This window comes from Larkinella ripae, assembly GCF_054780775.1.
In genome coordinates, this window is sequence record NZ_BAAGVR010000008.1 from 17,361 (window position 1) to 31,944 (window position 14,584).

10 protein-coding genes are annotated in these 14,584 nt (G+C 56.8%); 9 read left to right on the forward strand and 1 reads right to left on the reverse strand.

Translation table 11 applies throughout. From position 1 onward, the window contains the following. Window positions 1-198: 198 nt before the first annotated feature. On the reverse strand, window positions 199-1,197 hold the full coding sequence (fbp, locus tag ACYVHX_RS05020) for a class 1 fructose-bisphosphatase (RefSeq protein ID WP_460670526.1): 999 nt from the start codon (window positions 1,195-1,197) through the stop codon (window positions 199-201). A gap of 241 nt (window positions 1,198-1,438) precedes the next feature. Between fbp and ACYVHX_RS05025 the strand changes: the two genes are divergently transcribed. The 9 genes from ACYVHX_RS05025 to ACYVHX_RS05065 all read left to right on the forward strand — a co-directional run bounded on the left by ACYVHX_RS05025 (window position 1,439) and on the right by ACYVHX_RS05065 (window position 14,526). Beyond that, window positions 1,439-2,065 carry an RNA polymerase sigma factor gene (locus ACYVHX_RS05025; protein WP_460670527.1) on the forward strand — a complete coding sequence of 209 codons (627 nt, stop codon included), beginning with the start codon at window positions 1,439-1,441 and terminating at the stop codon, window positions 2,063-2,065. 124 nt (window positions 2,066-2,189) lie between these two features. Continuing rightward, window positions 2,190-3,293, forward strand: coding sequence for a FecR family protein (locus ACYVHX_RS05030; protein WP_460670528.1), 1,104 nt, complete (start codon window positions 2,190-2,192; stop codon window positions 3,291-3,293). Between the two features lie 128 nt (window positions 3,294-3,421). Next, the gene (locus ACYVHX_RS05035) at window positions 3,422-6,919 is read left to right on the forward strand and encodes a SusC/RagA family TonB-linked outer membrane protein (protein WP_460670529.1); all 3,498 of its coding nucleotides are present in this window, start codon (window positions 3,422-3,424) and stop codon (window positions 6,917-6,919) included. Between the two features lie 143 nt (window positions 6,920-7,062). Continuing rightward, window positions 7,063-8,580 carry a SusD/RagB family nutrient-binding outer membrane lipoprotein gene (locus tag ACYVHX_RS05040; protein WP_460670530.1) on the forward strand — a complete coding sequence of 506 codons (1,518 nt, stop codon included), beginning with the start codon at window positions 7,063-7,065 and terminating at the stop codon, window positions 8,578-8,580. Window positions 8,581-8,608: 28 nt separating this feature from the next. After that, the gene (locus ACYVHX_RS05045; protein WP_460670531.1) at window positions 8,609-9,382 is read left to right on the forward strand and encodes an HpcH/HpaI aldolase family protein; all 774 of its coding nucleotides are present in this window, start codon (window positions 8,609-8,611) and stop codon (window positions 9,380-9,382) included. Window positions 9,383-9,502: 120 nt separating this feature from the next. Beyond that, window positions 9,503-10,948 carry a GntP family permease gene (locus tag ACYVHX_RS05050; protein ID WP_460670532.1) on the forward strand — a complete coding sequence of 482 codons (1,446 nt, stop codon included), beginning with the start codon at window positions 9,503-9,505 and terminating at the stop codon, window positions 10,946-10,948. A 172-nt stretch (window positions 10,949-11,120) separates the two neighbouring features. After that, a complete protein-coding gene (locus ACYVHX_RS05055; protein ID WP_460670533.1) occupies window positions 11,121-12,002 on the forward strand; it encodes a 2-hydroxy-3-oxopropionate reductase in 882 nt (293 codons plus the stop codon). A 65-nt stretch (window positions 12,003-12,067) separates the two neighbouring features. After that, complete coding sequence (locus tag ACYVHX_RS05060; protein ID WP_460670534.1) at window positions 12,068-13,186, forward strand: mannonate dehydratase; 1,119 nt, start codon at window positions 12,068-12,070, stop codon at window positions 13,184-13,186. Between the two features lie 23 nt (window positions 13,187-13,209). Beyond that, entirely contained in the window at window positions 13,210-14,526 is a 1,317-nt protein-coding gene (locus ACYVHX_RS05065) for an enolase C-terminal domain-like protein (RefSeq protein ID WP_460670535.1), read from the forward strand. Window positions 14,527-14,584: the final 58 nt, after the last annotated feature.

Here is a 14,584-nt window from a genome sequence, read left to right on the forward strand (position 1 = left end):
ATGCAAGGGTTAAAGAAAAGTTCTGGTTCTAAATTCGACGGACGAAATTGCTGCGAATCCCTGACTTCCGGGCGTTTTTGAGGTTATGTTTTCGTGAACTTTCACCCGGTTTCTGTAACGCCGACGTAAAGCAATCATCCGGTTTTTCTGAATTCCTTTTGCTGCTTTCCGGCAAACCTCCCTGTCTTTCCGGCTTCGCTAAAACAAATCGAGCAGATTCCTGACCATCGCGGGGGCTCCGATGTAAATCGGCGTCCGCTGGTGCAGGCTGTGCGGTACCAGGTCCAGAATGGTGCCCGCGTGCGCAACGGCCCGGCAGCCCGCCCGTTCGGCGATGAACGCAAGGGGGTAACATTCATACAACAACCGGAGCTTGCCGTCCGGATTTTTGGGTGTCGGCGGGTACAGGTAAATCCCGCCTTTGAGCAGATTGCGGTGAAAATCGGCCACCAGGGAACCAATGTAGCGGCCCGTGTGCTGCTTCTCGCGGCAGGCCGCCAGATAGCTTCTAACCGCTGCGGGGTACGCATCCGCGTTGCCGTCGTTGCACGAATAAATCGTTCCGTCTTCCGGACTTTTGATGTCGGGATGCGAAAGAATAAACTCGCCCAGCGACATATCGTACGTAAAACCGTCGACGCTGTGGCCGGTCGTGTAAACCAGAATGGTGGAGGAACCGTACAGAATGTAACCGGCTGCCACCTGCTCGTGACCCCCCTGCAAAAAATCGTCGATTGTGGGCTCGCTGCCAATGGGCGTGACGCGCCGGTAAATGGAAAAGATGGTTCCGATCGACACGTTGACGTCGATGTTGGAAGAACCGTCGAGCGGGTCGATGGCCACCACGTATTTCGCCCGGTTGTTGCCCGTCAGAATGATGTCTTCTTCTTCCTCGGAAATGATGGCGCAAACTTCCCCGCCATTTTTCAGCGCCCGGTTAAACCGGATGTCGGCCACCACATCCAGTTTCTGCTGGCTTTCGCCCTGCACGTTCTGAACGCCCATGCCCCCCGTCAGGTCGATGAGTCCGGCCCGGTTTACTTCCCGGTGAATGATTTTTCCGGCCAGGGCAATGTCCCGCAGCAGCTGCGATAACTCCCCGGTGGCGTAGGCAAACGCGTGTTGCCGGTTGATGATGTGCCGGTCGAGGGTGGTGCCGACGGGCGAAGCCAGCGGATGGGAGGTTCTTGAGTTCATTCGGTTGGGAGATAATGAAGAAGCAACACTGAATAGGGAATAAAGAAAACGAATCGGCTTCTCAGGTTCGTCATGTACCGTCATGGCTCCTGGAAAACCGGGTGTGCCGCAGTCCTGTTAGCGGTCTTTCAGACGCTTTTTATAACTATTTTCTAGTTTTTTAAAAAAATAATCTAAAAAGGGGGGTTAGGTTTTCCGAAAAACCGGCTCTTGATCCTAAAGGCACTGTAACTCGGCACGTATGAGTAAACGGCTACTTTCGGGAGAAGCACAAGAGCTTTGGCAGGAATACCGGGCGGGGGATATGTACGCGCTTGCCAATATCATGCAAAGCTATTATTCCGACCTTTATCACTGGGGAATGCGGCTGCACGCCGACCGGGAGTTTGTCAAAGACTGCATTCAGGAAGTCTTTCTGAACCTGTGGAAACAACAGGCATCCGTGCAGGAGGTGGAGAACATCCGGGCTTACCTGCTGGCAGTGCTGAAAAGCCGCATCCTGCGCGAGCTTTCGCGGAAGCACACGACGCAGCAATCGACCCTCTCGGAGGAATACGCTTTTGCGGTGGAATTTGCGGCCGATGTGCAGTGGATCGAAGAAGAAAACGAAGTTTTTCAGATCCGCAAACTGGAGCGCGTCATCAACCACCTGCCCGACCGGCAGAAGGAGCTGATTTACCTGCGGTTTTACCAGAACCTGAGTTTCGAGCAAATTGCGGAAGTGATGCACCTGGGCCGCCAGTCGGTCTACAACCTGCTCCAGAAATCCCTGATCAGCCTGCGGAAAAACTGGACGGTGAATAGTGTTTCGTTCCTGATCACTCCGTTTGCGGTTTACGGTTTTCAGTATACGGTTTTCGGGGGCTGATGCCCGTGAAAACCGCGTGTCAGAAACCGAAGCGTCGGCCCGGCGAAGCGTCGCCCGGCGTAGCGTCGCCCGGCGTAAACCGTATACTGAAAACCGTAAACCGTGTATCGTAAACCGGTCAACCATGAAGAACTACGAAACCTATACGCTGGAAGATTTTATTCAGGACGACGAGTTCCAGGACTGGGTGCGGGGACGTAGCAATCGGGAGGGGTTCTGGCGCTCTTTTCTGGAAAAGTACCCGGATAAACGGGCGGTTTTTCAGCAGGCCGAACAGTTTGTCCGCGCGGCCAACACAACGCCCGAACGACTCAGCGAGGCCGAAATCCGGAAAGAAACGGAAAAATTCATCGACAGGGCCAGTGCGTATAGGCCAGACCGTCAGCCGGATTTCAGGGTGTCGAACCCGGCCAGCCGGCTGCCAGCCACCGGGCGCTGGCGCCTGGCGATTGCCGCGGTTTTTGCGCTGGTGGCGGGTTTGGGCTGGTATTACTCCACCCGGCAGCCAACGCTGGCGACACCGGTTGTGTATGACAGCCGGGCGGGTCAGCTGGTCGAAACCAGCAACGAGACGCAGCATTTTTTACGGCTGGTGCTCAACGACAGTTCGGAAGTGCTGCTCAGCCCCAAAAGCCGCCTGCGGTATCCCTCGCAGTTTTCCGGAAACGCCCGCGTCGTGTACTTGCAGGGCGAAGGAAGTTTTTCGGTAACGCACCAGAACCAGCCGTTTATCGTCCATGCGGGCGACATGATCACCAGGGTGCTCGGCACCCGGTTTGTCGTGAAAGCGTATGAACGGGACAAAAAAATCACGGTGCAGGTGCTGTCGGGAAAAGTGTCGGTATACAAATCAAAACCGGAGCGGATGGCCGACGCCAAGGAAGTGAAAGGGCTGATTCTGAACGCCAACCAGGCGGCTATTTTTGAGAAAAGCGACGGTAATCTGACGAAAACGCTGGTGGCCCATCCCGCACCGATTCAGCGCAAGGCGAAAGACATTCCGTTTGTGTACGACGAAGTTCCCCTGCCGGTTATTCTGCGGGAGTTGGAAAAGAGTTACGGGATTCCGATCCAGTTCGACGAGCAGGCGTTTGAAGCCTCGAAAATTACCGCCATTCTGTCGAGTGAGTCGCTGTACGAAAAACTGGATTTGCTCTGCAAGGCAGCCTCAGCGAGTTACGAGATCACGGACGGCCAGATCATCATCAGCCGAAAGGCGTATCGATAAATGGGCCAATAAAAATTGGCAGTGGCTTGCGTCACTGCCAACCGGTCTATTCACTGAGCATCGCTCGCCAAAGTAATCACTCAGTGGAAAATGTTCCGAAAACAGAACAGGTCAACCTTAACAAAACTATGAAAAAACACCTTTCCGGGCAACTCTGGTTGAAACTTATGCGGTTTTCACTGACACAAAGTTTGGTCCTGTTCTCGCTGGTGGGCGCGTCGTTCGCCCACCCGAGCAAGGCTCAGGAGTATCTGAGCCGACGCCTGACGTTACACGCTGATAACCAGGATATAAAACGGGTATTGGCGGATATTGAAAAAGCAACGGATGTGCAGTTTGTGTACAGCTCCCAGGTGATCGAGCGAAAGCAGAAAATCAGCATCCAGGCCAACAACTCGACGCTGGAGGAAGTGCTGGTGAAGTACTTCAAACCGCTGCCGGTCGACTACGAACTGGTGGGCCGAAAAGTGGTGCTGTCGGCCAGCACGGCCCCGGTTTTTGATCCCGGTTTTATCGATCTGCGCGAGCGGGTCGAGGCCCTGGCGCCCAAACGGATGGTGTCGGGAAATGTAACCGACGAAAAGGGCGCGGGGCTGCCGGGGGTGAGCATTCTGCTCAAAGGCTCCCAGAAAGGCACGACCACCAACGCCGAAGGCAGCTTTCAACTCGACGTGCCGGACGGCAGCACGGTTTTGGTGTTTAGCTACGTCGGCTACGTCAGCCAGGAAGTGACGGTGGGCAACCAGACCAACCTGAAAATTGCGCTGGTGCCCGAGAGCAAAGCCCTGAACGAGGTGGTGGTCACGGCGCTGGGCATTAAGAAACAAGCCAAAAGCCTCGGGTATGCCACGGCCACGGTGGGCTCGGAAGAGATGACGATCAACCGGACGGCCAACTTCATGAACGCGTTGCAGGGAAAAATGGCGGGCGTGAACATCACCTCGCTGGGCTCCGGACCGGCCGGAACCAGCAAAATCCGGATTCGCGGGCAGTCGTCGTTTGGCGGCAACAACTCACCCCTGATCGTGGTCAACGGCGTTCCGATCGACAACACCAACTACGGCGCGCGGGGCGATGTGTCCGACCGGGGCAGCAACCGCACCTCCGACAGTGGCGACGGCCTGAGCAGCATCAACCCCGACAACATCGAGACCATGACGGTTTTGAAAGGCGCTGCGGCCTCGGCCCTCTACGGCTCCCGCGCCAAAGACGGGGTGATCATGATCATGACCAAAACCCGCGGAACCGGCAACGGCATCGGCCTGGAATACAACTCCAATTTTACGTCCGACACCCCGCTGGATTATACCGATTACCAGTACGAATACGGGCAGGGCGAAAACGGCGTGCGCCCGACAACGCCGTTTCCGACCTCGGGGCAGTGGAGTTTCGGCGAGAAATTTCAGCCGGGCATGACGCAGGTTCTGTTTGACAACATCACCGTTCCGTACCAGCCCGTGCGGAACCAGATTACGGATTTTTACCGGAAAGGCAGCACCTGGACCAACACGCTGACGCTGTCGTCGGGGGGCGAAAACGGCGGTTTTAGCCTGTCGCTGTCCAACCTCGACAACACCACCATTCTGCGCGGATCGAATTACAACCGAAAAACCGTCAACCTGGGCTTTACGCAAACGCTGGCCAAGAAGTTGACGGTGTCGGGGAATGTCAATTACTCCCGGGAGTTGCGGAAAAATCCGCCCAACATCGCCGAGCAGGATTACAGCCCGGTGATCATCTTCAGCATGGCGAACTCCATGCCGCTGGACGTTCTGGAAAAATACGCGACGGACGCCAACGGCAACGAAACCGTCTGGTCGCGGTTTACGAACCGGACGAACCCGTATTTTGCGCTGAAACGCTTCGAGAACATCAGCACCGACCGGGTTTTCGGCAACCTGACGGCCCGGTACAATTTCACGAACTGGCTGTTTCTGCAGGCCCGGATCGGGCAGGATTTCTACGCCCGCGAACAGGATTACAACCTGCCGACCGGCACCCAGCGCCAGCCCGCAGCCCCCGCCGGTTTTGTGAACGGACAGTATGTGCAGGATACGCGGACGGTGCGGGAACTGAACGCCGATTTTTTGCTGAATGCCAACAAAACATTCGGGGTTTTTGGCGTAAATGTCAATCTGGGCGGTAACCAGATGTACCGGAAAATCAGCCGGCACAACGTGTTTGTGCAGGATTTTTACGTCCGCGATCTGTACACCATCGGCAACGGACGGCAGCGCGACGCCATCTATGAACTCTCGGAACGGCAGGTGAACTCGCTCTACGGCTCGGCGGAGGTTTCTTACAAGGATTTTATTTTCCTGAACGGAACGCTGCGAAACGACTGGTTTTCAACCCTGTCGCCCGCCAACCGCAGCATCGCCTACCCGTCGGTAACGGCCAGCTTTGTGTTTTCGCAGGCCTTTGCTACGTCCCTGCCCGTCTGGCTGACGTTCGGAAAAATCCGGGCGGCCTATGCCGAAGTGGGCAGCGATACCGACGTGTCGCCGTACGCCAATAACCTTTTTTACGGCATCAACGCACAGCAGTTTCCGTCGCCCAGCGGGGTGGCCCAGCCGCTGGCGAGCATCAGCGGAACGACGGTTCCGAACGCCAACCTGCGCCCCATGCGGGTGTCGGAAAAAGAAATCGGGCTGGAAATGCGGCTGTTTAACAACAAGCTGGGGCTGGACCTGACCTACTACGACAAAGTATCGTCCGACCAGATTTTGCGCGCCCAGACGTCCGACGCGGGCGGTTACCAGACGCAGTTGATCAACGTGGGGAAAAGCAGCAACAAAGGGCTGGAAATGCTGGTGAATCTCTCGCCCGTCAAACAGACCAACTTTACCTGGAATGCGACCTTCAACGCATCGTACAACGTCACCAAAGTGCTCGATCTGGGTTCCAGCGTGAGCGACAACATGATTACCGTCGGCACCGGCGATTTCAGTGGCGAACTCCGGCAGGTGGTGGGCTTGCCGATGGGACAGCTCTTCGGGTTTGGCTACCTGCGCGATGCCCAGGGCCGCCAGGTGTTCGACGCCGGAAACGGCCGCCCGTTGCGAACCGCCACGCAGATCAGCTTCGGGAGCGCCTTGCCCAAATGGGTGGGCGGGATTACCAACAGCTTTACCTACAAAGGCATCAACCTGTCGTTCCTGATCGACTTTAAGCTGGGGCACAAGATGATTTCGGGCACCAACCACAACGCCTGGCGGCACGGTTTGCACAAGGCCACGCTGGTGGGCCGGGAAGAAGGCTACGTGATCGGTGTGGGCGTCAACCCGAACGGCGAAGTAAACCAGACGCGGTCGGGCGTGCAGGCTTTCTACGAAACCGTCCGCTCGCAGAACATCGCCGAGGAGTTTGTCTACAACGCCGGTTTGTGGCAATTGCGGCAAATCACGCTGGGCTACGATTTTACCAAATTCATACCGACAAATGCCCGGTTTATCAAAGGAGTGCGGCTGAATGCGGTGGCGAATAACGTGGCGGTGATCAAAAAATGGGTGCCCAATATTCACCCCGAGCAGTTCGGTTTCCCGTCCGACAACCTCGTCGGACTCGAAGCCACCGGTTTGCCGATCACCCGAAGCATTGGGTTCAATCTTAACGTCAGATTTTAAGTATATGAGGGCTGTTTCGCAGCGTTAAGCGGAGCCAAGGGAGTTGAGCAGAGAATCTTTTTACCTTTATTTTCTCCGCTTACGCTGCTCTCCTCCGCTCAACTCCGCGAAACAACCCGCACTCCCAAACCAGTACTGAAACCATGAAAAAGATACTGACAAGCCTCTTCCTCGCTCTTTCGCTGACGGCCTGCGACGACGGTTTTGATGAAATGAACATCAATCCGATTGCCCTTACGGCGGTGGAACCGGCCTTTCAACTGAACAACGCCATCGTCAACAGCGCCCCCGCCTACGGAAACCTGAGTTACGAAACTACCATCGTCAAGCAGATGATCACGCCCTTCAGCGGGCAGGGGTCGGCGGCCAATTTTAACCAGGACAACCGGACCGTCTCCAACGGCAACTGGAACACCTATTACCGGACCATCATCCGGGAGCTGGTGGACGTGATTGCCCAGACCAAGGACAATCCGGCCCGCTCCAACCTCTACAACATGACGCGGATCTGGAAAGCCTATTCGTTCATGGTGGTGACGGACACCTACGGCGACATTCCGTACGGGCAGGCCGGAAAAAGCTACCTGGAAGGAATCGTAAAACCGGTTTACGACACGCAGGAGTCGGTTTACATGGATATTCTGACGGAGCTGGATGCCGCTTCGGCGGCCCTGGATGCGTCGAAAACGAAAGTCGCCAGCGACGTGCTGTACGACGGAGATGTGGTCAAATGGAAGCGCCTGGGTTATTCGCTGCTGTTGCGGGGCGCCATGCGGCTTTCCAAGGTAAATCCCGCCAAAGCGGCTGAGTACGTGGCTAAGGCCGTAGCGGGCGGGGTGATGCAGGCCAATGCCGATAACGCCATCATCCGGCACAACGCCAGTTTTACGAACCCCGTCGGGAGCCAGCTCAACGGAGGGCAATCCGCCTTTTTCTACCTGGACGAGGAGTTTGTCAGCTTTCTGCAAAAAAACAACGATCCGCGCCTGGCGTCCATCGCCGTTCGGTATGTGGGGGCCACCAGCGGAGCGCAGCAGGTGGAATCGCGGGCCAACCGGACGGCGGCTGTCCAGATTGGAGCCCCGCAGGGGTACGACAATACGACGATCAGTTTGGCGGTGACGGCCAGCAAACTAGCCAGTTTGTGGGATTACAGCCAGCTCGACAAAACCCGCATGGCGGGTCTGACCGCACCGAGTTTTCTGGTTACCTACGCCCAAACCCAACTCCTGTTGGCCGAAGCGGCTTTCCGGAAATGGACCCCGGGCACGGCGGCCACGTTCTACGCCAACGGCATCCGGGCGCACATGCAGCAACTGGCAGCCTACGGCGCGAATACGGCCGTGGCGGAAAGTGCAATTACCGCGTATGTGGACGCCAATCCGCTGGCGGCCGGGAAAGAACTGGAGCAAATCAACACCCAGTATTGGGTGGCGTCGTTTCTGATCGGGCCGGAAACCTGGGCCAATTTCCGGCGGAGCGGTTTTCCGGTTTTGAAACCGAATCCCTATCCCGGCAAAGACCTGAAAACCGAAGACTTCATCCGGCGACTGACCTACACCGATGCCGAACTGAATGTAAACAAAGCAAATGTCGATCAGGCCATTGGCCGACAGGGGCCCAATCTGCTCGACACCCGCATTTGGTGGGACAAGAAGTAATCCTGGCTCTTTTTCGCCTTTCTAGGAAATGAAAAATCTGAAAAAACGACTGAAACAAGGCGAAACCCTGAACGGGTGCTGGTTAAATCTGGGCAGCTCGCTCACGGCGGAAATTGTGGGGCAGTCCGGTTTTGACTGGGTATTGATCGACCTGGAACACGGGGCGGGGTCGGAAAAAGACGTGCTGTATCAACTGCAGGCGCTGGAACACACCGCTGCGGGAGCCATTGTACGGGTCGAAAGCTCCGAAAGCCAGCGGATTCACCGTGTGCTGGACATGGGCGCGGAAGGCATCATGTGTCCGAAAATTCTGAATCCGGAGGGCGCGCAAAAGGTCGTCAACGGCCTGCATTATCCGCCCCACGGCAGTCGCGGGGTGGCCAAGATGGTGCGGGCCACCGGTTTTGCGCAAAACTTCCCGCAGTATTACGCCGACGCCCGGGACACCATTCTGGGCGTGGTGCAGATCGAAACCGTCGAGGTGCTGAATCATCTGGACGAAGTGGCCGCAATCGACGGGGTCGATGTGCTGTTCATCGGACCCGCCGATCTGTCGATGGAACTCGGCATTTTCGGGCAGTTCGACCACCCCCGGTTCAGGGAAGCCCTGCGCGAAACCGTCAACGCAGCCCAAAAAGCCGGGAAAGCCACCGGCATTCTCTTTTTCAATCCGGACGATTACCGGAGGTACCATGAGCTGGGCATCCGGATGATTGCCTGCGGTGCCGACGGAACCTTCGTCGCCGACGGTGCGCGGAATCTGGCCACAAAGCTGGATGCCTTCCGAAATGTTTACAAGTGATTATTTCGCGGAGTTGCCCCGAGGTAAGCGAAGGAAACGAATTTTTATAAAAAACTCCGCTTAACTCCGCGAAATAACTGACTCAATAACTCAAAATGCCTAAACCCTAAAACCGCCCTGATGTCTGATCCGCTTCTTATTCTGGCCGTTGGTGTACTGATCGTTGTCGGTGGCATCATTGGATTAAAACTGCACCCTTTTCTGGCGCTCCTGCTGGGCGCTTTCGTGGTAGCCCTGATGACGCCCGCGTCGGCCATCGAACAGTTTGCCATCGCCAAAGGAACGGCCCCGACAGCCGCCCAGGCGCTGGCGAAAAAAAGCATCGGCGAGCGCATCGCCACCGAGTTTGGCAACACCTGCGGCAAAATCGGCATCCTGATTGCCATGGCCGCCATCATTGGCAAGTGCATGCTGGAAAGCGGGGCCGCCGAACGCATCATTCGTTCCATGCTGCGGCTGACGGGCATCGGAAAAGCGCCGATTGCCTTTCTGGTCAGCAGCTTCTTTCTGGGCATCCCGGTTTTTTTCGATACGGTTATTTTCCTGATGATGCCGCTCGCCAAAGCCATGACCCTGCGCATCGGAAAGAATTACCTCTTGCTGGTGCTGTGCATCATGGCGGGGGCCGCGATGGCCAACTCCCTGGTACCGCCCGCACCGGGACCCCTGTTTCTGGTGGGCGAAATGCACATCCCGATTGGGTTGATGATGATTGCCGGGACCATCGTGGGACTTTTTACCATCACGGCGGGCTATTTCTTCGCGCTCTGGGCCAACCGCAAATGGCCGATTCCGTTGCGCGATTCACTCGATGCGAAGCTGGAAGACATCAAAATCATTGCGGCCAAAGAAGACGGCCACCTGCCCGGTTTGGGCGTTTCGCTGCTGCCGGTTTTGATTCCGCTGGTGTTTATCTGCGCCGATACCGCGCTGAACACGATGGCGACGCCCGGCCAACCGCTGACGGAGTCGGCTTTTTTGAATAACCTCCTGAAACTGATCAAGTTTTTCGGCGATAAAAACATTGCCATTGTCACCGGGGGCATTGTGGCGCTGCTGGTTCTGGCGAGTCAGAAAAAAGACCGCAAAGAAGGGCTGACGCCTTTTGTGCAGGCGGCTCTGATGAGCGGGGGCGGCATTATCCTGATCACGGCTGCGGGCGGGGCCTTTGGCGGCATGTTGCAGCAAACCGGCATCAGCACCCGCATTGCCGACATGACCAAAGAATACCAGATGGCCCTGATTCCGCTGGCGTTCCTGATTGCCGCCGTTGTCCGGACCGCGCAGGGCTCGGCCACCGTGGCGCTGATTACCGCGTCCGGCATTTTGTCGGGCATGGCGACCAACGCGAACCTGGAGTTTCATCCGGTTTATCTGGGCCTGGCCATCGGCTGCGGCTCCAAGCTGGTGCCGTGGATGAACGACGCCGGATTCTGGATCATTTGCAAACTGAGCAACTTAACCGAACAGGAAGCGCTGAAAACGATTTCGCCCCTGCTGGTCGTCATGGGGCTAACCGGTCTGGTGGTCATCATGATCGGCGCGCAACTGTTTCCGTTGATTTAAAAAAATAGGTTTTCGGTATACGGTTTTCAGTTTACGGTGGGCTGCCGCATTCTTGTGGTCTATCTACTGGTTCCGGCAGGGAGCACGCGTCAGCCCACCGTAAACCGAATACTGTAGACCGAATACTGTAAACCGTATACCGAAAACCGTATATCCGTAAACGATTAAAAACATGCAAAAAATAGGATTCATTGGCTTGGGCATCATGGGAAAACCGATGGCGCTGAACCTGCTCAAAGCCGGTTTTCCGGTAGCGGTTCTGGAACAAAGCAAGGCCGCTGGTGAACTGGTGGAAGCCGGAGCCAGCGCGTTTCCGAACCGCAAAGCCCTGGCCGAACAGGCCGACATCGTGATTACCATGCTGCCGGATTCGCCGGACGTGGAGCAGGTGGTTTCCGGCCCGGATGGTGTTCTGGAGGGCATTCAGCCGGGGGCTTTGTTCATTGATATGTCCACGATTTCGCCTTCCACGGCCCGGACCATCCACCAGTCGATGCAGGAAAAAGGCGTTGACGCGCTGGATGCGCCGGTTTCGGGAGGTCAGGTGGGGGCGGTTTCGGCCGCGCTGTCGATCATGGTGGGCGGGAGCGAAGCGGCTTTCCAGCGCGCCCTGCCGGTTTTTCAGGCGATGGGCAAAAACATCGTGCTGATTGGCGAACCGGGGGCGGGGCAAACGACCAAAGCCTGCAACCAGATGATCGTCGGCATCACCATTCAGGCGGTTTCGGAAGCGTTCACGCTCGCAAAAAAAGCCGGCGTCGATCTCGAAAAAATGCGTGAGGTGTTGCTGGGCGGTTTTGCCCAGAGCCGGATTCTCGACCTGCACGGCAAGCGAATGATCGAGCGCAACTTTACGCCCGGTTTTAAGATCAAACTCCACAAAAAAGACCTGGGAATCGCCTTGCAATCGGGCGAAGAATTTTCGGTGCCGCTGAAAGCCACGGCCCTGGTTGCCGAACAAATGACAGCCGCCATCGAATCCGGTGACGCGGAACTGGACCACAGCGCGATTGTCCGGCAACTGGAAACGGCTCGTCAGGATAACAACCCCTGATCAGCAGCGGCAGCAAACCGCGAACAGCTTACGAGTAAACCATTCACCAAAAAGCCCTTACCAGCATGAAACGGAAAAGTTTTATCCAGGCAATTACAGTGGGGTCGGTCGGCGCGGCTGCTTTCGGCCCCGAATCGGCGAACGCTGAAAGCAGCGCCGTGCCCAAAAAAGTGCTGATGAAAGTCGGCTGCCAGTCGGGCGGAACGACGGTCGAAAACCTCGAATTCAAAGCCCGGCACGGGGTCTACAACCTCGATGGCGGAGCGCCCAAAACGATCGCCGGCAAAGGCTGGGACCTCGACGACTCGATGAAAAAACGGGAAGCCTGCGAGAAATACGGCATCAGCCTGGATGCCTACCATTTTCCGCTGGCTTCGTCCGGCATCGACAAAGCCGAATACCCCAACATCATGCTCGGCAAAAGCCCGGAACGGGACCGCGACATCGAGATTTTGCAGCAGATGATTCAGGTGGCCGGCAAAACCGGCATTAAAGTCCTGAATTACAACACCACGATCCTGCCGGTTTTGCGCACCGGGCGCACCACCGATGTGAAGCGCGGCAATGCTACCTACAGCACCTGGAATTACGAAGAGGCCCTGAAGCAAAACCACCCGAAGACCATCGCGGGCGACGTAACCATCGAGCAGATGTTTGAGCGCATTACGTACCTGCTGGACCGGCTGCTGCCCGTCGCGAAGGAATACAAGGTCAGGCTGGCCAACCACATCGCCGATCCGCCGGCACCCGTGGGCTACCGGGGCATTACGCGCTGGAACAGCCCGGATGTGTTCAAGGGCATTCAGCGGTTTGCCAAACTCTACGACAGTGAATACCACGGCTTTAACTTTTGCATCGGTTCGATTGCGGAAGGCTTGAAAGACCCGAAAACCGAAATTCTGCCGATTATTAAGTGGGTGGGGGAGCGGAATCAGATTTTTAACGTTCATTTGCGGAACATCAAAGGCGGCTGGAACAACTTTCAGGAGGTGTATCCGGACAATGGCGACATGAATTTCCTGCACGTCGTGCGGGCGCTGCGCGATGTCGGTTTTTCCGGCATGGTGATGCCGGATCACGTGCCGCACCACGCCGATCACGCAAGCGGACCCCAGGCCTTTTCGTTTGCCTACGGGTACATCAAAGGCTTGTTGCAGGCGGTTTCGGATGAAGTAAGAAGTTAACAGAATGGATTAATGCGTTGCGTATGAAGGTGAACATCATTGACAAAACCGGGCCGACCATCCGGGAAATTACGATTACGCCCATTGCCGTTGTGGACCCGCCCCTGCTGAACGCAGCCGGTTTGCACGCGCCGTATGCCTTGCGGACGATCGTGGAGCTGGTGACGGCCGACGGCATTTCGGGCATCAGTGAAATTCCCGGAAACAGCGATATCGACGCGGCCCTGGAAGCGTCGAAACCGTTGCTGATCGGGCGCGACGTTTTTCAGCTCAGCGAAATCCGGCAGGTGCTGATCCAGCATTTTGGCACCGACACGGCCGCGCAGCGGGGCGATGCGCCCTGGGATCAGCGCAAGATGGTGCACATTTTCAGCGCCATTGAAGTCGCTTGTCTGGACATCATCGGGAAGGTGGTGGGCCGGCCGGTGGTCGATCTGCTGGGCGGCAAAATGCGCGACCGGGTGCCGTTTTCGGCCTATCTGTTTTACAAATACGAAGGGGCCGGTGGCCAGCTGGCCTTCAACACCGATCCGCACGCCACGGGCTGGGCGGCTGCCCGGCAGGCCAGCGCCCTGAATCCGGCCGAAATTGTGGCCCAGGCCAAAGCCATGTGTGCCGAGTTCGGTTTTCAGTCGATCAAGCTCAAGGGGGGCGTGTTTGAGCCCCGGCAGGAGGTCAACGCTATGTTTGCGCTGCACCAGGAATTTGGGCCAAATGTACCGCTGCGCATCGACCCGAATGCGCTCTGGAAAGTGGAAACCGCGATTCAGTACGGCAGGGAAATGGAGCCGATTCTGGAATACCTCGAAGACCCGGTGCGGGGGCAGGAAGCGATGGCGAAGGTGCGGAAAGCCCTCAAAACCCCGCTGGCGACAAACATGTGTACGACCTCTTTCGAAGACATTCCGAGCAGCATTGCCCTGGGTTCCGAAGATATCATCCTGAGCGATCACCATTTCTGGGGCGGTTTGCGGTCGTCGATGACGCTTTCCGGTATTTGCGAAACCTTCGGTCGGGGCTTGTCCATGCACTCCAACAGCCATTTGGGCATTTCGCTGGCGGCCATGGTGCACCTCGGCGCGGCCCTGCCGCAGGTGCCGTATGCGCTCGATACGCACTATCCGTGGCAGTCGGACGAAGTCATTGTGGGCGGGCGGTTTTCGTTTGAAGAAGGCGCCGTTGCCGTGCCGCAGGAGCCCGGTCTGGGCGTCGAGCTCGACCGCACGGCCCTGGCCGCCCTGCACCAGAATTACGGGGCATGTGGCTTAAAAAAACGGGACGACGAGCCGGAAATGCAGAAAAAACAACCCGGCTGGAAATTTCAGGCCGTTCGCTGGTAAGCTACCCACGGACTTTATAAACACGGACTAAAGTCCGTGGGTCCGTAAGGAGGAAAAA

What these genes read in the sequence shown, in the direction of transcription:
- fbp (WP_460670526.1), bottom strand. Translation starts at nt 1,197, where the DNA reads ATGAACTCAAGAACCTCCCATCCGCTGGCTTCGCCCGTCGGCACCACC.
- ACYVHX_RS05025 (WP_460670527.1), top strand. Translation starts at nt 1,439, where the DNA reads ATGAGTAAACGGCTACTTTCGGGAGAAGCACAAGAGCTTTGGCAGGAA.
- ACYVHX_RS05030 (WP_460670528.1), top strand. Translation starts at nt 2,190, where the DNA reads ATGAAGAACTACGAAACCTATACGCTGGAAGATTTTATTCAGGACGAC.
- ACYVHX_RS05035 (WP_460670529.1), top strand. Translation starts at nt 3,422, where the DNA reads ATGAAAAAACACCTTTCCGGGCAACTCTGGTTGAAACTTATGCGGTTT.
- ACYVHX_RS05040 (WP_460670530.1), top strand. Translation starts at nt 7,063, where the DNA reads ATGAAAAAGATACTGACAAGCCTCTTCCTCGCTCTTTCGCTGACGGCC.
- ACYVHX_RS05045 (WP_460670531.1), top strand. Translation starts at nt 8,609, where the DNA reads ATGAAAAATCTGAAAAAACGACTGAAACAAGGCGAAACCCTGAACGGG.
- ACYVHX_RS05050 (WP_460670532.1), top strand. Translation starts at nt 9,503, where the DNA reads ATGTCTGATCCGCTTCTTATTCTGGCCGTTGGTGTACTGATCGTTGTC.
- ACYVHX_RS05055 (WP_460670533.1), top strand. Translation starts at nt 11,121, where the DNA reads ATGCAAAAAATAGGATTCATTGGCTTGGGCATCATGGGAAAACCGATG.
- ACYVHX_RS05060 (WP_460670534.1), top strand. Translation starts at nt 12,068, where the DNA reads ATGAAACGGAAAAGTTTTATCCAGGCAATTACAGTGGGGTCGGTCGGC.
- ACYVHX_RS05065 (WP_460670535.1), top strand. Translation starts at nt 13,210, where the DNA reads ATGAAGGTGAACATCATTGACAAAACCGGGCCGACCATCCGGGAAATT.